The organism is Citrobacter sp. Ce104, from assembly GCF_030334595.1.
Taxonomy (GTDB): domain Bacteria; phylum Pseudomonadota; class Gammaproteobacteria; order Enterobacterales; family Enterobacteriaceae; genus Citrobacter; species Citrobacter europaeus.
This window is the reverse complement of record NZ_JAOWDP010000062.1, coordinates 154,055-173,737: the sequence shown is the minus strand read 5'-3', so window position 1 is coordinate 173,737 and position 19,683 is coordinate 154,055. Positions and strand designations below refer to the sequence as shown.

At 52.5% G+C, this 19,683-nt stretch carries 16 protein-coding genes; 8 read left to right on the top strand and 8 right to left on the bottom strand.

The features are described 5' to 3' along the window. The first annotated feature begins 4 nt into the window (after positions 1-4). Together OGW16_RS09105 and OGW16_RS09100 are read left to right on the top strand one after the other, a co-directional pair. Entirely contained in the window at positions 5-853 is an 849-nt protein-coding gene (locus OGW16_RS09105) for an EAL domain-containing protein (protein WP_286518326.1), read from the top strand. 360 nt (positions 854-1,213) lie between these two features. Continuing rightward, the gene (locus OGW16_RS09100) at positions 1,214-1,816 is read left to right on the top strand and encodes a helix-turn-helix transcriptional regulator (RefSeq protein WP_043018650.1); all 603 of its coding nucleotides are present in this window, start codon (positions 1,214-1,216) and stop codon (positions 1,814-1,816) included. A gap of 18 nt (positions 1,817-1,834) precedes the next feature. Here OGW16_RS09100 and OGW16_RS09095 read toward each other — a convergent pair whose 3' ends face one another. Then, a complete protein-coding gene (locus tag OGW16_RS09095) occupies positions 1,835-2,185 on the bottom strand; it encodes a glycoside hydrolase family protein (RefSeq protein WP_043018649.1) in 351 nt (116 codons plus the stop codon). A 353-nt stretch (positions 2,186-2,538) separates the two neighbouring features. On the opposite strand from OGW16_RS09095, the gene OGW16_RS09090 reads away from it, so the two are divergent. Next, positions 2,539-4,128 carry an STY4199 family HEPN domain-containing protein gene (locus OGW16_RS09090; protein WP_080625986.1) on the top strand — a complete coding sequence of 530 codons (1,590 nt, stop codon included), beginning with the start codon at positions 2,539-2,541 and terminating at the stop codon, positions 4,126-4,128. Positions 4,129-4,155: 27 nt separating this feature from the next. Here OGW16_RS09090 and OGW16_RS09085 read toward each other — a convergent pair whose 3' ends face one another. Next, a complete protein-coding gene (locus OGW16_RS09085; RefSeq protein ID WP_043018647.1) occupies positions 4,156-5,805 on the bottom strand; it encodes an alpha,alpha-trehalase in 1,650 nt (549 codons plus the stop codon). Positions 5,806-6,230: 425 nt separating this feature from the next. On the opposite strand from OGW16_RS09085, the gene OGW16_RS09080 reads away from it, so the two are divergent. Beyond that, entirely contained in the window at positions 6,231-7,625 is a 1,395-nt protein-coding gene (locus tag OGW16_RS09080; RefSeq protein ID WP_043018646.1) for a cytochrome-c peroxidase, read from the top strand. 41 nt (positions 7,626-7,666) lie between these two features. Here OGW16_RS09080 and gorA read toward each other — a convergent pair whose 3' ends face one another. Next, entirely contained in the window at positions 7,667-9,019 is a 1,353-nt protein-coding gene (gorA, locus tag OGW16_RS09075) for a glutathione-disulfide reductase (RefSeq protein WP_043018645.1), read from the bottom strand. A 104-nt stretch (positions 9,020-9,123) separates the two neighbouring features. Continuing rightward, positions 9,124-9,966, bottom strand: coding sequence for a 23S rRNA (adenine(2030)-N(6))-methyltransferase RlmJ (locus tag OGW16_RS09070; RefSeq protein WP_286518322.1), 843 nt, complete (start codon positions 9,964-9,966; stop codon positions 9,124-9,126). A gap of 214 nt (positions 9,967-10,180) precedes the next feature. Here OGW16_RS09070 and prlC point away from each other — a divergent pair, with 214 nt between their 5' ends. After that, positions 10,181-12,223 (top strand): oligopeptidase A, encoded by a 2,043-nt coding sequence (gene prlC, locus OGW16_RS09065; protein WP_221922601.1) that lies wholly within the window; start codon positions 10,181-10,183, stop codon positions 12,221-12,223. Between the two features lie 8 nt (positions 12,224-12,231). Continuing rightward, on the top strand, positions 12,232-12,981 hold the full coding sequence (rsmJ, locus tag OGW16_RS09060; RefSeq protein ID WP_047408053.1) for a 16S rRNA (guanine(1516)-N(2))-methyltransferase RsmJ: 750 nt from the start codon (positions 12,232-12,234) through the stop codon (positions 12,979-12,981). Between the two features lie 43 nt (positions 12,982-13,024). Here the strand turns inward: rsmJ and OGW16_RS09055 are convergent, their stop codons facing one another. Continuing rightward, positions 13,025-14,224 carry an NAD(P)/FAD-dependent oxidoreductase gene (locus OGW16_RS09055; protein WP_043018641.1) on the bottom strand — a complete coding sequence of 400 codons (1,200 nt, stop codon included), beginning with the start codon at positions 14,222-14,224 and terminating at the stop codon, positions 13,025-13,027. A 232-nt stretch (positions 14,225-14,456) separates the two neighbouring features. On the opposite strand from OGW16_RS09055, the gene OGW16_RS09050 reads away from it, so the two are divergent. Continuing rightward, the gene (locus OGW16_RS09050) at positions 14,457-14,960 is read left to right on the top strand and encodes an RrF2 family transcriptional regulator (protein ID WP_003023361.1); all 504 of its coding nucleotides are present in this window, start codon (positions 14,457-14,459) and stop codon (positions 14,958-14,960) included. 86 nt (positions 14,961-15,046) lie between these two features. Here OGW16_RS09050 and dtpB read toward each other — a convergent pair whose 3' ends face one another. Together dtpB and uspA are read right to left on the bottom strand one after the other, a co-directional pair. After that, entirely contained in the window at positions 15,047-16,519 is a 1,473-nt protein-coding gene (dtpB, locus tag OGW16_RS09045) for a dipeptide/tripeptide permease DtpB (RefSeq protein WP_043018639.1), read from the bottom strand. A 281-nt stretch (positions 16,520-16,800) separates the two neighbouring features. Next, the gene (uspA, locus tag OGW16_RS09040) at positions 16,801-17,238 is read right to left on the bottom strand and encodes a universal stress protein UspA (protein ID WP_003023368.1); all 438 of its coding nucleotides are present in this window, start codon (positions 17,236-17,238) and stop codon (positions 16,801-16,803) included. 392 nt (positions 17,239-17,630) lie between these two features. Here uspA and uspB point away from each other — a divergent pair, with 392 nt between their 5' ends. Next, positions 17,631-17,966, top strand: coding sequence for a universal stress protein UspB (gene uspB, locus OGW16_RS09035; RefSeq protein WP_003023371.1), 336 nt, complete (start codon positions 17,631-17,633; stop codon positions 17,964-17,966). A gap of 64 nt (positions 17,967-18,030) precedes the next feature. On the opposite strand, the gene pitA is transcribed toward uspB, so the two are convergent. Beyond that, the gene (pitA, locus tag OGW16_RS09030) at positions 18,031-19,530 is read right to left on the bottom strand and encodes an inorganic phosphate transporter PitA (RefSeq protein WP_043018638.1); all 1,500 of its coding nucleotides are present in this window, start codon (positions 19,528-19,530) and stop codon (positions 18,031-18,033) included. Positions 19,531-19,683: the final 153 nt, after the last annotated feature.

The following is a 19,683-nucleotide window of genomic DNA, read 5'->3' as shown; positions in this document are numbered from 1 at the left end:
CGTGATGATTACCATAACCAGGCAACTCCCGACATTATTCTCTGACGCCAGTGGCTTGCTGGCCCGTTTCCTTACCTGTGCGCCGGTAAAAGCGTTGAAGACAGCCATTGCTCAGCGCCAGTTCAGACCAGTGTATCAGCCCATTTTTAACAGCCAGACGGGTAAAATAGCAGGTATTGAGGTGCTCGCCCGATGGACGCATCCCCTGTATGGCACTATTCCCCCTGATGTATTTATTCCCCTGGCGGAGGAGCATGGCCTGATTGCCTCGCTGACGCATCAACTTATCCAGCAGGTCATTGCCGATCTGCAGCCACGACTCCCTCTTTTCCCCAATGGACTTTACCTTAACCTGAATCTGAGCCCCGAAAACTGCCTCGATCCGCGCTTTGAATCGGACGCCGTGGCGCTCATGCAAAAACTTGCCCCGGGTCAGGTTCAACTGGTTATCGAAATTACCGAAAGACGCCCTCTGCACTTTACCCCTCAGTTAAGCGAGTGGTTTGCCTCGTTGAGAAAATCCAATATCGCCGTGGCGTTAGATGACTTTGGGACGGGATACTCGAATCTGTGTTACCTCCACGCGCTGGAACCGGAGTTCATCAAGATAGACAAACTGTTTGTCGGCCAGATTGGCGAGGGAGGTGATACCAGGATTATCGATACGCTTATTGAGCTGGCGCAAAAGATGAATCTGCGCATGATTGCCGAAGGCGTTGAGACTCGGGCTCAGGCTGACTATCTGCGCGTAAAACGCTGTGATTTTTTACAAGGGTATTATTTATGCAGACCCGTTCCGCTTGAAGGGCTGATTGGAGTAATGCAATCACCTGCAATCTTTAGCGTCGATTGATACGGCAATACTGCCCGGGTAAACCACAGGTGATGATCATTTGATGCGACATTTCGTTTTGTAACATATTTGTCTGTTATTGTGAGTTCCTTATTTTTAGCTAAGAATATAGACTCTGAAAATTAATATTAACGTTCCGATTTTGAACGTCCAGTATTAAGGATTTTCTTAATATTGGACTCCGTTTTTGATCCTTTGTGTGATTCTTTGGTTTGAGCTGTAACTATTCATAACTTCTCCTTTTTTCTTTTCCGTCTATCGGTAAAATGGCCTCCGCCAAATGGTGGCTTCTTATTTTACCCCTCGGGTAATACCCTTCCGCGTGTTAAGGCTAATATCTTATTCAGACGGAGATAAATAATGCAGGTAATAATGTTTGACAGGCAGTCAATATTTATTCATGGAATGAATGTAAGTTTGCAAGAGCATATTCCAGGAGTGGATGTTCAGGGTGTCAGTCAGGCAGATGACCTTTGGCAGATGCTGGAAGACAGCCCTGATGCGTTGGTTATGCTGGATGGCGACCTTGATGCAGAGTTCTGCCGTAGCTTGCTGCAACAGATAGCAGAACGCTTTGCGACGGTAAAAGTGCTGGTAACCGCAACGGATTGCCGTAAAAAGTGGCTGCAGGAGGTCACGCAATTAAATGTGCTGGCCATTGTTCCGCGTGATTCGGACGCGGAAACCTTCACGCTGGCTCTCAATAGCGTCGCGATGGGGATGATGTTTATCCCCAGAGATTGCATAACTGCTACCGAAAGCGGTGGGCAAAATATCAGATTGCTCAGCGCGCGTCAGCGGGAGATTCTGACGATGCTGGCCGCCGGAGAATCTAATAAACAAATTGGTCGATTGTTAAATATCAGCACCGGAACGGTAAAAGCCCATCTTGAATCGCTGTATCAGCGCCTGGAGGTAAAAAACCGTACCCAGGCGGCAATGATGTTAAACGACGCCATGTAGTGGGCACATATTTCACAGTCAGAATGTTTCTGGCTGTGAAATAGCCACCGGCCAGATTTCTTTAGCGCAAAATCGGGCAATCCCCACGCTGAATATCCATATAATTAATGCTTCCAGCTGAAACCTGTCTTTTATTTGCGGCATTTCCTTATGGATGAATGCCTCGCAGATACGCATATCCGCGAGCAGCAATGTTTCTGCCTGCATCGCTGTTATTGGGGTAGCAAAGGTTTCGTTTGCAGTGATTTCATGCCCGTGGCCAATAACCCAAATTCCCTTTTTGTCCTGATACTTTTCCAGCGACAGGCCCTGCCATTGCTTAATAAATGTGACACAGGCGGGCGTGAAAGGCGTCGAGCGCAGCGGCATAATAATCTCTGTGCAAAGAGACCTATTCTAAGTAATGCTCAGCGTTACGCCAGTTGCCACCCAGCCAGTTTTTACAGCAATATGCCTTATGGCGCGGGCGGCTGATATTCATGTTTTAACAGGCCAAAAATCCAGTCATCATCTTGCAGCGGGCGACAGATGAGACGCGAGGTGTGCAGTACAGGCACTGGCTTATCCCCTGAATAATTTGCAATGATTGTGCGGAAGTCACTGTAAAACACTTTTATTTACTATATGAATATGTTTTGGTCGGCGTCACAGCGCTGCGTTTATAAAAAGATAACTACATACTATTGTGAGACCGTACTTTTTGGGGCCTTTTAGGGAAGATAATGACCAATAGCGCATTACAGGCGACATGTACACCATTTGAACATTGTTTGGGGATAATCCGCCAGGCGTCGGTAGAAATATTGCTGATGCTGGGTGTGCACGTAGCAGAGGGGAAAGATCCACGCTGGTTTCTCGAGCAGCTTGACCAGGCACGACTGAATCTGGGCGGTTGGGGAGTTGTCGCCAGACGGTTGCAGATGAATGATGCGCAATTGAGCCAGTTCACTTTGCGCCTGCGTCATCTTCAGCAGAGCGTACCCCAATATGAAAATGGTCAGGACGTCAGTGAAAACCAACTGATTTCTGCGCTGCGTTTTGTCGCCTCTCTGGAACAGTTGCGCCAGCAACAGCCCATCCTGAAGTATCCAACCGAGATTGAACGTGCAGAACCGGATGCACAGATGCGGGCGCAGCGTCAGCTTCGCGCAATAGAATTAACCCTCAAATCCCTGATTGCGCGGGTATGGCCGGATCAACATCCGCTCAACAGCTTCCTGAAACAGCACTTTGGCGGTGAACGCTTGCGTCGCTGGTTAAAACTGGGGGAAAGCCGGGATGCGCTGGACGGCATGATGTTTAGCGAACTGGCGCTGATGGTCGTCGATAAGAAATTATTCGTACGCCACTTTACCCAGATTTTTAACGATACCTCAGTGCTCATGTCGTTTGTTGAACCACGTATCACGCTGCGGATGTTCCTGGATGATTGCCGCCTCGCCCGTAACTGTGTTATCGCGCAGCAACCTCTAACCTCAGTACAACTGTTGCTGCTGGATTACCAGTACCGTCAGATTACTCACTCTGTGCAGCGAGCATTTGAAGAACGGCGTACGCGCATTAATCCTGCGTCGTATCTGGAGTCAGATGAGGCGACGGTTCGCCAGTTTTGGGAAGCCGCAAAGCAAAAAGACGAGCAGGCGGGTGGTGATAAACAAGAAATCGCAGACAGTATCGATCCGCCGGAGAAGCGGACCAAACGCACGGCGGAAGAACGTGAGCAGCTAATTTCCGGCATGTTGTGGGTCGCGGTAGGCGTGATGGTGCTGGCGATTTCGCTGGGTGCGTTCTGGTTATTCACTGTGCCAGCGCCACAGGCGCCATCCGGGCAATCCGTTGAAATTGTGCAGGAAGAACCGCGACGTGACGCCCCCAGCGCGCGGGAGGCGGTAACCCGAATGGGCATCACCTGGGATGCCTTTAACATGCGCGCGGCTATCGATCGCAATGACACCCGCGTGACGTCTCTGTTCCTGCAGGGCGGAATGGACTGGAAGCTGGCATGGACGGAGCAGGCGTTCTCGGCGGGCAATACCGAGGTGTTGAGGCTGCTGCTGCGTTACCCTTCGCAAATGGACGAAAGCAAACCATGCCGACAGTTTATGACCACGCTCAGCCATGCGATGTCGAATGGGGCGTCACTCACTTCGCTGCACAAAAGTTATCTGCAAAGTTTTTGCTCAGTGCCTGCGGTCGTCGCACGTCAGCAGTATGATCTTGAACAGGCCGAGCTGCGCGTTCGCGCCCAGCCAAGCCCGGAAAACAAGAAATGGCAGAAAATTCACGCCGAACTGTATGATGCGATTAACTGACAGCCTGATGATTCAGACCGTCAGCCGCTAGGGCTCGCCATACAGACCGATGAGTCTGCGCACCACGCCATTGGTCCAGCCAAAGCCGTCCTGCAACGGATATTCCCCGCCGCCGCCTTCGCGCGGCGCGGCATCCGCAATGTGGTATTTTTCGATAATCTTATGGTGTTCCTGATAAAAGAGATTCACCGTTTTCAACCAGTTACGTGCGATTTCATCTCCGAGATGATCGTCTCCGTACAGTTTGAAACCCTGGATCGCCATCCACTGCAGCGGCGCCCAGCCGTTGGGCTTATCCCACTGCTCACCGGTTTCATGCTCCGTGGCTAAAATCCCGCCAGGCGTTAGCAGGCGGCTACGCACCGCATTGGCAAGTCGGTCGGCTTGTTCATGGGTTGCCATGCCGACATACAGCGGCACAATACTGGCGGCAGAGAACAGGGCCATTTGCTCGCGTCGCCAGTCGTAATCACGATAGCAGCCGTTTTCATCGTCCCAGAGATAGCGGTTCACCGCATCGCGGCGGTCACTGGCTTTCTGGCGAAACTGCGCTTCAGTTTCTTTGTCGCCTTTCAGTGCCGAAATATTGGCGATAGTGCTCTCCAGCTTGTAGAGGAATGCGTTCAGGTCAATCGGGATGAACTGAGTGGTGCGTATGCTGGCAAGGCGGCCTGCGTCGCGTAGCCAGCGCGAGGAGTAATCCCAGCCGGAGGCCGCGCCCGCGCGTAAATCCCGATACACCTCATTGGGTGGGCGACCCGAATGCTTAGCGGTCTCGACGTCTTCAAGCCACGACTCATCGCGTGGCGTGTCGCGATCGTCCCAATAGCGGTTGAGTAGAGAGCCGTCAGACATTCTGATCACGTGACGGTAGGCCTGGTTAAGCACCAGGGAGTCAGCGCCATCCATCCAGAACGCGTACTCCATTTTTAAATGATCAAGGTAACGACGCGCGCCGCGTACGCCATCCTCTTCAAACAGTTCCACCATCAGCGCAAAAACTGGCGGCTGCGAGCGACTCAGGTAATAAGTACGGTTACCGTTCGGGATGTGACCATAGTTTTCAATCATCCAGGCAAAGTTATCCGCCATACATTTCAGCAGGTCTTCGCGACCGCTCTCGGCCAGGCCCAGCATAGTGAAATAGGAGTCCCAGTAGTAGGTTTCGCTAAAACGTCCGCCGGGCACAATGTATGACTGCGGTAATGCCAGCAGGGAGGACCAGGGGATGTGATCCTGTGGCTCGCGCGTCAGTACTGGCCACAGTTGATCAATATGCTCTTTCAGCGAATTTTCCGGGTCAGAAACGTATTCACTGGAGGGCGTTTCCGGGAGCCAGAAGTGGTTCTCGACAAAGCGTCGCAGATCAAAGTCGCGGTGGCGTTTAACCTTGCGATAGCGGATTAAAATGTCCAGCGGGTCCATTTTGGGCGCGCAATCGGGAAAGGTTTTGCTATCTGCAAACAGTTTTGACGACTGAACGTGTTCGAACAGTTCGAGGTAACGATCGGCGGGGGTTAACGCATCTGAGGCGGGTAACCCTGCAATCATCTCCGGTTCAGGCTCCGCCTCAATCATTTCATCCAGCTTTAACTCGCACGGATCCATTTCATAAAGCAGATCGATGTCGATCGTCATTTCTTCAGAAGGGGCGTGGGGTAGTTTCTGGTTGAGCATAATGAGAAAGACCTCCGATGGACGTTGAAAGATTAAGGCTATTGCCCGCTCGTCAGTTAAGCGTAGACATTCGCTTCGGTGTCTGGTGAGTAAAGCGTGCGGTCGATCACGTTTTAATGCTGGGCAATATTTTAAAAATAAAACTATCCCAATGAAAATAATGAATAATTCAGAATTCTGCGCGACCTGAAGATATTCCATTTTCAGAACATTCGATTGCAACGAGGTGTGAACAAAACAGGTAACGTCTTATCTCTATAATAGGCACAGGCTATTCTATCGATAGTTCTCCCCCATGTAATTGCTTGATACTTATCAAAATAGTAATCCCCTCATTTCCTATGATGGTCAGGTCCGACAAAGACTGTGTGTTAATTAGTCTATTTTCTGGGTCACAATAACTCACAACGGTGAGGGTAAAAATAATGAAAATCATTACCCGTCTTACCGCGATTGCTATAGCTGGCATCGCGATTTGTTATTTTGGATTATCCGGTTATGTGTGGTATCACGATAATCAACGTAGCAAACAGGCTGATGTTCAGGCCTCTACGCTGGAAGAAAATAATAAAGTATTAGGGTTCTTACGCGAAAAAGGATGCGATTATTGTCACACCCCTTCAGCCGAATTACCTTTCTATTCTTCTTTTCCTGTCGCTAAACAGTTGATGAATTACGACATTCAACTGGGATACAAATCATTCAATCTTGAGGCCGTTCGTGCGGCGCTGGTCGGGGATAAACCCGTATCGCAAAGCGACCTGAATAAAATTGAATGGGTGATGCAGTACGACACCATGCCACCGACGCGTTATACCGCATTGCACTGGGCTGGCAAGGTAAGCGATTCGGAGCGAGCCGAGATCCTGGGCTGGATTGCGAAACAGCGTGAGCAGTACTACGCCAGTAACGATACCGCCGCACAGCATCGTAACGAACCTGTGCAGCCGATACCGGAAAGTATCCCGACCGATGCCCGCAAAGTGGCGCTGGGCTTTACGCTTTACCACGACCCGCGTATTTCCGGCGATAGCACAATTTCTTGCGCCCACTGCCACGCCCTGAATGCGGGCGGCGTGGATGGCCGGAAAACATCAATCGGCGTAGGCGGCGCGGTTGGGCCTATTAATGCGCCAACGGTATTTAACTCGGTCTTTAACGTAGAACAATTCTGGGATGGCCGTGCGCCAACACTGCAGGCGCAGGCGGGTGGTCCACCGCTCAATCCAATTGAAATGGCGTCTAAATCCTGGGATGAAATCATCCAGAAACTGGATAAAGACCCGACCCTGAAGCAAGAGTTTATCGCTGTTTATCCGCAGGGATTCAGCGGGGATAATATTACCGATGCGATTGCCGAGTTTGAGAAAACGCTGATCACGCCAAATTCGCCGTTTGATAAATGGCTGCGTGGTGATGAAGGCGCGTTAACGGCCCAGCAAAAACATGGCTATCAGTTATTTAAAGATAATAAGTGCGCGACCTGTCATGGCGGTATTATTTTAGGCGGACGTTCATTTGAACCACTGGGTTTGAAAAAGGACTTTAATTTCGGCGAGGTCACTGCCGCAGATATTGGCCGCATGAACGTCACCAATGAATTACGTGACAAGCTGCGTCAAAAAGTCCCTGGCTTGCGTAACGTTGCGCTGACCGCGCCTTATTTCCATCGCGGTGATGTGCCAACGCTCGACGGTGCGGTAAAACTGATGCTGCGTTATCAGGTGGGTAAAGAACTGCCGCAGGAAGATATCGACGATATCGTGGCGTTTCTTGAGAGTCTGAACGGTGTGTATACGCCGTATATGCAGGGTAAATAAGAGAAAACCGGATGGCAAAGCGCCATCCGGTTTTTAATTGCTTAACGCATGGTAACGAACTCTTCTGCTGCCGTTGGGTGAATCGCAACGGTGTTATCAAAGTCTTTCTTGGTTGCGCCCATTTTCAGAGCCACCGCGAAGCCTTGCAGCATTTCATCCATCCCAAAACCGATGCCGTGAATACCGACAATCTTCTCTTCCGGACCGACGCAAACCAGCTTCATGCGGCACGGCTGACGGTGCGTGGTGACAGCGGTATACATCGCGGTAAACGATGATTTATACACTTTCACCTGGTCATCGCCGTGCTGTTCGCGAGCCTGCTGCTCGGTTAAGCCCACGGTGCCAATTGGCGGGTGGCTGAAGACCACGGTCGGGATGTTGCTGTAGTCTAAATGCTCGTCCGGTTTGTTGTTAAATAGACGCTCGGACAGGCGACGGCCCGCGGCAACAGCAACCGGCGTCAGCTCAACGGCACCGGTGTTATCGCCGACGGCATAAATTCCCGGCACGCTGGTGTTCTGATATTTATCAACGACGATGTAGCCTTTTTCGTTGGTTTTCACGCCAGTCGCCGCCAGGTTGAAGTTGTCGGTAGCAGGTTCACGACCAATTGCCCAAATCAGGCAATCTACCGTTTCGCTACGGCCATCTTCCAGTTGCAGGGTCAGACTGCCGTCAGCATTTTTAACGACTGCTTTCGGAATTGCATGAGTATGCAGAGTCGGGCCTTCGGCGTTCATCACCTCAACCAGCGTGTCGACGATCATTGGATCGAAGCTGCGCAGCGGCGCGTGTTTACGTACGAACAGATGCGTTTGGGCACCCAGGCCGTTTATCACGCCCGCCAGCTCAACGGCGATATAGCCTGCGCCAACAACAGCCACGCGTTTTGGCAGCGCTGGCAGTTCAAAGAAGCCATCGGAGTCGATACCGTATTCCACACCCGGAATGCTCGGATGGCTCGGGCGACCACCGGTAGCAATCAAAATATGATCGGCAGTAATGGTTTCTCCGTTCACTTCAATGGTTTTGGCATCTACAAAGCGGGCAAAGCCTTTAATCACATCGACATTATTTTTGCCCAGCACGTTGTCGTACGAGGTATGAATGCGGTCGATATAAGCGGTACGCGTGGCGATCAGTTTATCCCAGTCGAACTTATTGATGGTGGTGTCGAAACCGTAATCCGGACCGTACATGTGGATCGCTTCGCGGACCTGTGCGGCATGCCACATCACTTTCTTCGGTACGCAGCCAACGTTAACGCAGGTGCCGCCTAACTCTTTGGCTTCAATCAGTGCGCATTTCTGGCCGTACATTGCTGCACGGTTAATGGAGGCAATACCGCCGCTGCCGCCGCCAATAGCGATGTAATCATAGTGCTTGGTCATGACCGCTCCTTCATGTTCATTGTAGGGCGGAGAAGCGTTACGCCATCCGCCAAAATATTCGCGATTGTATACCTGATATTAAAAGGTTCCACCGATGGCTGCGATTACTCCGGCACGATCCAGCTTACCGAGGTATGGCCGGTTCCTGCCGATACCAGTTTGCTGTGCAACCACGGCAGAACGTTGTTCATCTGCTGCTCCAGCTTCCACGGCGGGTTAATCACAATCATGCCGGACGCCGTCATGCCGCGCTGATCGCTGTCCGGGCGTACCGCCAGCTCAATTTGCAGAATTTTGCGGATGCCGGTGTCTTCGAGATCGTGGACCATGCGCTTGATTTGCTGGCGCAAAACCACCGGATACCACAGCGCATAGGTGCCGGTCGCGAAACGCTTGTAGCCTTCGTTAATACCGGTTACCACCGCCTGGTAGTCACTTTTGATTTCATATGGTGGATCGATAAGGATCAGCCCGCGACGGGAAACTGGCGGTAATTTTGCTTTTAGCTGCTGATAACCATCGGCTTTGGCCACGCGAGCGCGCTCATCCTTCTGGAATTCGCCGCGCAGCAGAGGAAAGTCGCTCGGGTGCAGTTCAGTTAATTGCAGGCTGTCCTGTTCGCGCAGCAGCTGGCGAGCAATTAACGGAGAGCCCGGGTAGTAGCGCAACTGACCGCTACGGTTGAAGTGCTGCACCACACCAATGTAGGGTTCCAGCTCGGCAGGCAAATCGTCCTGCTGCCAGATACGGGCGATCCCTTCAAGATATTCACCGGTACGTTCGGCATGCTCACTGCTCAGCTGATAACGGCCTGCGCCAGCATGGGTGTCCAGATAGAGAAACGGTTTTTCTTTCTCTTTGAGCGATTCAATGATCAGGCTCTGAACGGTGTGTTTAAGGACGTCGGCGTGGTTGCCAGCGTGATAACTGTGGCGATAACTGAGCATGGGTAAACGTGTTCCAGGTTATAAACGTAGGCCCGAAAACAGCGCGATATCGGGCGAAAATAAAGCGTATCGCCACAGTATACAGAAAACTCGTCACTGCCGCGAAAGCGCAACGCCTGGCATTGAAATCCTCTACACTTAACCCCATTGTACAAATTAATATGCACAGCGCCGGATACGCGCTTCATTCACTCTTTTCAACAGGACCGCGCTAATGACCAATCCATTGCTGACTCCCTTCGAACTGCCGCCGTTTTCTAAAATTCAGCCTGAGCACGTTGTGCCTGCCGTCACTAAGGCGCTGAATGATTGCCGCGAAAACGTTGAGCGAGTGGTTGCGCAGGGCGCGCCGTACACCTGGGAAAATCTCTGCCAGCCGTTGGCAGAAGTTGACGATGTGCTGGGGCGTATTTTCTCTCCTGTTAGTCACCTGAACTCGGTGAAAAATAGCCCGGAACTGCGCGAAGCCTACGAGCAAACGCTGCCGCTGCTGTCTGAATACAGCACCTGGGTTGGGCAACATGAAGGTTTGTATCAGGCGTACCGCGATCTGCGTGATGGCGATCATTACGCCACTCTGAACACCGCACAGAAAAAAGCGGTCGATAACGCACTGCGCGATTTTGAACTTTCTGGTATTGGTCTGCCGAAGGAAAAACAGCAGCGCTATGGCGAGATCGCTACCCGCCTGTCTGAACTGGGTAATCTGTACAGCAACAATGTGCTGGATGCCACCATGGGCTGGACTAAGCTGGTGACTGATGAAGCGGAACTCTCCGGCATGCCGGAGAGCGCGCTGGCCGCCGCAAAAGCCCAGGCTGAAGCTAAAGAGCAGGACGGCTATCTGTTAACGCTGGATATCCCAAGCTACCTGCCGGTCATGACCTACTGCGACAACCAGGGACTGCGTGAGGAGATGTATCGCGCTTATTCCACTCGCGCGTCTGACCAGGGACCAAACGCTGGCAAATGGGACAACAGCCCGATAATGGAAGAGATCCTCGCGCTGCGCCACGAACTGGCACAGCTGTTGGGTTTCGAAAGCTACGCTTTTAAATCGCTGTCCACCAAAATGGCGGAGAACCCGCAGCAGGTGCTCGACTTCCTGACCGATCTGGCGAAACGCGCCCGTCCGCAGGGTGAGAAAGAGTTAGCCCAGCTGCGCGCCTTCGCAAAAGCGGAATTTGGCGTTGATGAGCTGCAGCCGTGGGATATCGCTTACTACAGCGAGAAACAAAAACAGCACCTCTACAGCATCAGCGACGAGCAGTTGCGCCCATATTTCCCGGAAAACAAAGCCGTTAACGGCCTGTTTGAAGTGGTTAAACGTATTTATGGCATCACCGCCAAAGAGCGCACCGATGTTGACGTCTGGCACCCGGAAGTCCGTTTCTTCGAGCTGTATGACGAAAACAACGAACTGCGCGGCAGCTTCTATCTTGACCTGTATGCCCGTGAGCATAAACGTGGCGGGGCGTGGATGGACGACTGTGTCGGGCAGATGCGTAAAGCCGACGGTACGCTACAAAAGCCTGTTGCCTACCTGACCTGTAACTTTAACCGTCCGGTGAACGGCAAACCCGCCCTGTTTACCCACGATGAAGTGATTACCCTGTTCCACGAGTTCGGCCATGGTCTGCACCATATGCTGACTCGTATCGAAACCGCGGGGGTTTCCGGCATCAACGGCGTGCCGTGGGATGCGGTCGAACTGCCGAGCCAGTTTATGGAAAACTGGTGCTGGGAGCCAGAAGCGCTGGCATTTATCTCCGGTCACTTTGAGACCGGTGAGCCGCTGCCGAAGGAACTGCTGGATAAAATGCTGGCGTCGAAAAACTATCAGGCGGCGCTGTTTATTCTCCGTCAACTGGAGTTCGGCCTGTTTGATTTCCGTCTGCACGCGGAGTTTAACCCGCAGCAAGGGGCGAAAATCCTCGACACACTGGCGGAAATTAAAAAGCAGGTTGCCGTGGTGCCGGGCCCAACGTGGGGCCGCTTCCCACATGCCTTCAGCCACATTTTTGCTGGTGGCTATGCGGCAGGTTACTACAGCTATCTGTGGGCCGACGTGCTGGCGGCAGATGCCTTCTCTCGCTTTGAAGATGAAGGGATTTTCAACCGCCAAACCGGACAATCGTTCCTCGATAACATCCTCACCCGTGGTGGTTCTGAAGAGCCGATGGAACTGTTCAAGCGCTTCCGTGGCCGCGAGCCGCAGCTGGATGCAATGCTGGAGCATTACGGGATCAAGGGCTGATTGTTCGCGTGAAAATTTGTTTACTGGATGAAACAGGCGCCGGAGACGGCGCCTTATCTGTTCTGGCCGCCCGCTGGGGACTGGAACACGATGAAGATAACCTGATGGCGCTGGTGATGACGCCGGAACATCTGGAACTGCGCAAACGTGACGAACCTAAACTTGGCGGTATCTTCGTTGATTTCGTGGGCGGTGCAATGGCCCATCGGCGCAAGTTTGGCGGTGGCCGCGGTGAAGCGGTGGCGAAGGCGGTTGGCATTAAAGGCGATTACCTTCCGGATGTAGTCGATGCGACAGCCGGGCTGGGGCGCGATGCGTTTGTACTGGCCTCGGTAGGCTGCCGCGTCCGAATGCTGGAACGTAACCCGGTAGTGGCGGCGCTGCTTGATGATGGTCTGGCGCGCGGCTATGCCGACCCGGAAATCGGCCCGTGGCTGCAGGAACGTTTACAACTGATCCATGCCTCCAGCCTGACGGCGTTAACCGATATCACCCCGCGCCCGCAGGTGGTATATCTCGACCCGATGTTCCCGCATAAGCAGAAAAGCGCGCTGGTGAAAAAAGAGATGCGGGTGTTTCAGTCGTTGGTAGGGCCGGATCTGGATGCGGACGGCCTGCTGGAGCCTGCGCGTCAGTTGGCCACCAAACGTGTAGTGGTGAAACGCCCGGACTACGCGCCGCCGCTGGCGGATGTCGCCACGCCGAATGCGGTAGTCACGAAAGGGCATCGGTTCGATATCTACTCAGGGACAGCATAGTTTGTAGGCCGGATAAGGCGGTAGCCGCATCCGGCATTACGGCTTAAACAAACGGTGCCAGCGGATCGGCAATCTCAAACGCTACCGCACGGTCTGCTTTCGGTGGGTAAATCAGCTCGCTGACAATCGACACCTTCAGCTTCTTCGCTTCTGCGCGCGTCAGTTTCACCTGTTGGTCCCAACCTTCGGTATATACCGCGCCCCAGGCTCCCAGATCCAGACAAGTGACGTACATCTCCTGGCGGTACGGCAGCGGCGCCACGTCCAGCACGCTTGCTGCGGCGTTGTTCCCGGCGAACTTGCCCAATAAAATTGCGTGCTGGCAGGTCATTAACGCATGGTTGCCTTTGTCGTCGGTGGCGGCATAGGCCACATCGCCGGTGGCGTAGATATCATCGTGACCCACAACCTGCAGATGGGTATTTACATGCAGACGGCCCTGGCGATCGCGCGGAGCGTTAATCTGTGCTGTCAGGCTATTCGCTTGTACGCCGACCGTCCAGATAACCGTCTGCGAAGCAATCATCTGACCATCTTTCAGCGTGACGCCGGAGGCATCCACGCACTCTACTTCCGCATTGACCAGCCATTCGACGCCCAGTTCAGCGGAGGCTTCGATAATGACGTCACGTAATTCCTGGCTCCAGCGCCCGCCTGGCTGAGCGCCGCGTTCAACTACGACAACTCTGGTCTTAGCATCAGCGCCCAATATTTCGCGCAAACGCCCCGGCAATTCCAGCGCCATCTCAATCCCGGTAAAGCCGCCACCACAGACCACGACCGTATTGCGGGCCTCACTTTCCGGTTGTAATGCGAGATCCTTAATGTGCTGCTCCAGTACAGCGGCGCTCTCGAGCTGGTCGAGGTCAAACGCGTGCTCAGCGGCGCCGGCGACAATGTCGCGGTTTACGTGGCTGCCGCTGGCGAGCACCAGGCGGTCATAGCGGCGCAGATGAATTTCACCGTTGGCATCTTTCCAGCTTATCTCTTTAGAGTCCGGGAGGATCTGCTCGACGTGGCCTTGCAGGAAGTTGACGCCAGTAACGTCAAACAACGGCTGCAGCGGGGCGACCAGGGTTTGTACGGCGCTTTCATAAAAGCGTGGACGGACACGCAGCTCTGGTTGTGGCGCAATTACGGTAATATCAATGGCCTGCTGATGTTTATCCGCCAGTCGTGCGGCGCTTAATGCTGCCCACATACCGGCAAAGCCGGCGCCCACGATCAGAATTTGTTTACGCATTAGGGTTTTCTCACTAGTGACTACGAATTATTTACTCGGATTTTATTTGTCGTAGTTAGGAATTGCAATGCGATCAAACTCCTTTTTACTAAAAAGGGTAAGGGTTTTTTAATATCTATCTGATAAATATGTATTTAAAATTATATTTTAAAGTGGCTTCACTTTGCTGTCTGGAATGAATGAGACGAAAAAGCTACAATAAACTCAGATTCATTTTGGCTGAGATAAGAGAATGGCATTCTACAGTTCCGGGGTTGAGTACGGCATTCATAGCCTGATGTGTATGGTCGACAGCAAGGGCGACGCGCGGGATATGAGCGTGCGTGAAATTGCCGAGCTGCAAAGCGTGCCGTATGACTATCTGGCGAAAATTTTTACCCGTTTATCGAAAGCGGGCCTGGTACGCAGTATTGAGGGCAAGGGCGGCGGTTTCCAGTTGGCTAAACCCGCTGAACATATCACGGTGTTGGACGTGGTGAACGCCATCGATGGCGATAAGCGCATCTTCGAATGTCGCGAAATTCGCCAGCGGCTGGCGGTATTTGAGGAGCATCCGCCAGAGTGGGCCTGTGAAGGCATTTGCGGTGTGCGCTCGGTAATGGATATGGCCCAGCAGCGAATGGAAGAAGCGCTCGGCCAGCATACGATCCTCGATTTGGCGCGCAAAATGTATCGCAAAGCGCCGGACACTTTTGTCGTTGAAGTTCAGGAGTGGATAGACGCCCGCAAAGGGTAGCGATTGAAAATGCCCGATGGCGCCAGGCTACCGGGCATTTTGAATGTAGGCCGGATAAGGCAATAGCCGCCATCCGGCACTGATGATTATTGCTCGGTACTTGGCGTATTAATCATGCGGTTCAGCCATGGCACCATAATCGCCATCACGACCGTTACTGCCAGAGTGACCAGGCCAATCTTACTGAAGACGTTGGTGTAGATAGGCAGCGTTTGCAGCGGGTCGGTGATGTTCTCTGGTACGGCGGTGAAGGTGGCGACATAACCCCCCATCAGGAAGGCCGCAGCCTGGGTCAGGAACCACATCCCGAGAATAAAGCCCATCAGGTGCTGTGGCACGAGAGCGGCGACCATCGCCAGTCCCAGGGCGCTAATCAGCAGTTCACCCAGACTCTGGAACAGGTAGACCAGCACGATAAACCACGGTGACGTCAGCCCCTGCGCATCGGCAAACCACATCCCGGCAGCGGCGGCCGTCAGGAAGCCCAGCGAGCACAGGAACATACCGAGCGTAAATTTCATCGGCATGGTCAGGTCTTTGCCTTTGTTTCCCAGACGGGTATAGACAGCGGCCAGCACCGGACTTGCCAGTACCACCCAGAACGGGTTCAGCGCCTGGAAGCTCACCGGGTTGATGGCAAAACCGAGAATTTCATGGTGCACGTTATTGATAGCAAAGAAGTTCAGCGATGTCGGCATCTGCGCGTACAGAACGTAAAACACCACCGCTTCCAGCATCAGGATAAAGGCCACGAACATCTTGTTACGCCCGGTTTTATCCAGTTTGAATGCCTGACGGAAGAAGATGATCGTCACGGCAATCGACAGGACAATCAGCACCAGGTTGGCAACCTGCACGTTGTGCATCAGCCAGGCGCAGATAAATACCATCACTACCGTACCGGCCAGCACGCAGAATAGATTACGGAAACTCAGCGGCTTATGGTCTGGCTCAGAGCCGATATCCTTCACCATGCCACGACAGGCAAAGTAGACCAGCAGCGCGACGATAAGCCCGGCACCGCACAGGTTGTAGGTCACTGCGTAGCCAAACTTATCGGCGATCACTGGTGCCAGCGACAGCGACAGCAACGAACCGATGTTAATCGACATATAAAACAGGGTGAAAGCACCGTCCAGACGGGCGTCTTTCGGTGGATAGCATTTTGACAACAGGCTTGCCGGGTTGGCTTTAAACAACCCGTTACCAACGGCAATGGTACCCAAAGCAATAAAGATCAGATCGGGCTTAAGCAGCGACATCCCGGTCATGAAGTAGCCGATGGCCAGTACAATGGCACCGAGTACCAGTGTGCGCTTGGTGCCTAGCAGGTGGTCGCCGACGTAGCCGCCGATCGAGATTAGGCCGTAGACCAGCGCGGCAAAGGCACCAAAGGTGACGAATGCCTGTTCTTGTGAAAATCCGAGCTGCTTAACAAAAAATACCGCCAGGATGCCCTGAACGCCGTAATAGCCAAATCGTTCCCACAATTCTACGAAGAAGATCATGAAGAACGGACGAGGTTGCTGCAGCAAGCCCGTAGGTGCAGTTTTATTCATATTCCATCGCCTTTCAAAGCCATCCCGAAAAGTATGAACGCGTATGCTTAAACGCGCCGAAAAAGTCTTATTTTGTTATAGACTGCGGTTATTGGCCGCGAGGGTAGAGTATTATAGAGATGGTTTTCGATCCAATTAGTTGATCACACTAATTATGATTTGTTTGTTGGATTGATGTACTAATTGTGTCCGAATGATAAAAACAAAAACGCCCGCACAGGCGGGCGTTTACAGGCTAAGCGACTTGCTGCGGGCCGGGTTATGTTCCGGCGGTAAGCATTTTATGCTTCTTCGTCGTCACGCAGCGGAACAATCAACATGTCGACGTGGACAGTGTTGATCAGTTGGCGCGCGGAGGACATCAGTTTGCTCCAGAAATCCTGGTGGTGACCACAAACGACCAGATCCATGTCGTATTTTTTGATGGCATCAACCAGAACCTGACCCAGATCGCCGCTACCGCTCAGGGTTTCGGTGATAGGGTAGCCTGCATTGGTGGACAGCTCGGTTAACGCGTGGTGGGTTTCTTCAGAAATGCGTTTCTGCATGTCGCCCAGATTCACGTCGATAAGCCCGGTGTACAGGTCGGAATAGTTTACGTCAACGTGGATAAGGGAGACTTTAGCATTGTAAGGCCGCGCCATAGAGACCGCTTTTTCAACCAGAACTTTGCTTTCCGGAGAAAGATCAACCGCGATAAGAATGTGTTTATAAGCCATAGTGTTACTCCTTCCATAAGTTGTCGATGACTAGCCTGCTGGCGTTATCTGCCGCCGCGTCATCCGCGTCCTGCGAACCTTGCGCGCGGGGCTAGCCCAGTCGTAAAAACGTACCATATAAGGACTATCCTTACATTATAGCGACCAGGATAATCCGTCAATCCGCCTTGCTTGCCAAGCAGTTAAACAAATTTTTTAGTTAATTGCATTGATAGCGATTAACCTTCTGGCAAAAAAATTAACTAATCTCCTACACTATCTAGAGGGGCGTTCGGATGCGTGATACTAATACGAACGGTTTCGGCTGTACTCTTCACTGAATGGTTTGGCAGGGTATCGGGGAGCGGTAGTCCCGGAAAGGAGTTCCGTGGGCGGGTCGCCGGGGAGGAGGTATGATAAGCACCATTGCATTGTTCTGGGCTTTATGTGTCGTTTGCATTGTTAATATGGCGCGCTATTTTTCTTCGCTACGCGCACTGTTAGTGGTACTTCGTGGTTGCGATCCATTGCTTTACCAGTATGTAGATGGAGGAGGCTTTTTTACCTCGCATGGGCAACCGAATAAGCAGATGCGTCTGGTGTGGTATATCTACGCTCAGCGTTACCGCGATCATCATGATGATGAATTTATTCGCCGCTGTGAGCGGGTTCGCGGTCAGTTCATTCTCACCAGCGCGCTATGCGGCCTGGTGTTAATCAGCATGGTTGCGCTGATTATCTGGCACTGATTCCAACGACAGATACAAAAAAAGCGGGCCAGTTTCCTGACCCGCTTTTTTACCGTGCATTCGCTTAGATAAGCTTCAGGGAGAGCCAGTACAGCACCCCGGAAAGAATAATCGCAGCCGGTAGGGTGAAGACCCAGGCCATCAGAATGCTGGTCACTGTTTTACGCTGCAAACCGCCGCCATCAACAACCATCGTTCCCGCAACGGAAGAGGAAAGAACGTGAGTGGTGGAAACGGGCATACCGGTGTAACTGGCGAGACCGATAGAGACTGCGGCAGTCATCTGCGCCGACATCCCCTGGGCATAGGTCATACCTTTCTTACCGATTTTCTCGCCGATGGTGGTGGCTACGCGACGCCAGCCAATCATCGTACCAATACCCAGCGCCAGTGCGACGGCCATAATGATCCAGATAGGCGCGTACTCAATGGTGCTCAGCATGTCAGCTTTCAGTTTCTTCAGCAGACGCTGATCGTCAGCGCTTACGCCAGGCAGCTTAACCACTTTATCGGTGGTATCAGAGATGCACAGCATAATACGGCGCAGCTGACCACGCTGCTCGACGCTTAACTTGTCGTAAGTTTCCAGATTCGCCAGCATACCTTTCGCGCGTTCCAGCGCGTTGATGGTATTCGCCGGGTGGCAATGGAACTCTGTCGCCGTCGCGGGTGCCGCGTCCGTCGGTGACGGAATCAACTGGTCTACGCCTGTGGCCTGTTTAAGCAGGTCAGGGCGCTGCTGGAAGAAGACTTCGACGTTATTGATTGCATCACGGGTACGGGTAATCTCGTAACCGGAAGCATTCATATTCACCACGAAACCTGCAGGCGCTACGCCAATCAGCACCAACATCACCAGACCAATGCCTTTCTGACCATCGTTCGCACCGTGGGAGAACGCCACGCCGATTGCGGAGAGGATCAGTGCAATACGCGTCCAGAACGGCGGCTTTTTCTTACCGTCTTTCTTTTCACGTTCTGCCGGCGTCAGGTGGATACGGGCACGTTTTTTCGTACCGCTCCAGTAGCGACGCAGAATGAAAATAAGACCACCTGCAACCACCAGACCGACAATTGGCGAGATGATTAGCGAGGCAAAAATACCGATAACTTTCGGGATGTTAAGTGCGTCCACCACCGAGGTGCCGGTCATCAACGCATTGGTTAAACCAATACCGATAATGGCGCCAATCAGCGTGTGGGAGCTGGATGCAGGCAAACCAAAGTACCAGGTACCCAGGTTCCAGATAATTGCCGCCAGCAGCATGGAGAACACCATGGCGAGGCCATGTGACGATCCCATATTTAGCAGCAGATCCGTTGGCAGCATATGCACGATGGCATACGCCACGCTGAGACCGCCCAGCAAAACACCAAAGAAGTTGAACAACGCAGCCATGACCACCGCCAATTGCGAACGCATTGCGCGGGTGTAGATCACGGTTGCGACAGCATTGGCTGTGTCATGGAAGCCGTTAATTGCTTCGTAGAACAGCACGAAAGCCAGAGCAAGCAATAGTAAAAGCCCGGTATGTAAATCCAGGCCAGCAAACAAATGTAGCATAGGACGTTACGCCATTTTGAGGACATGAACGCGGCGCATTATCAGTGACTTTGGCGGCGCGGGCAAAGTGAAATATAGAGTTTTTTTGATTTGTCTCCTGCTTTGTTTTACACCACTAAAGAATTATCCTATATATTTCAGATAAATACCCTT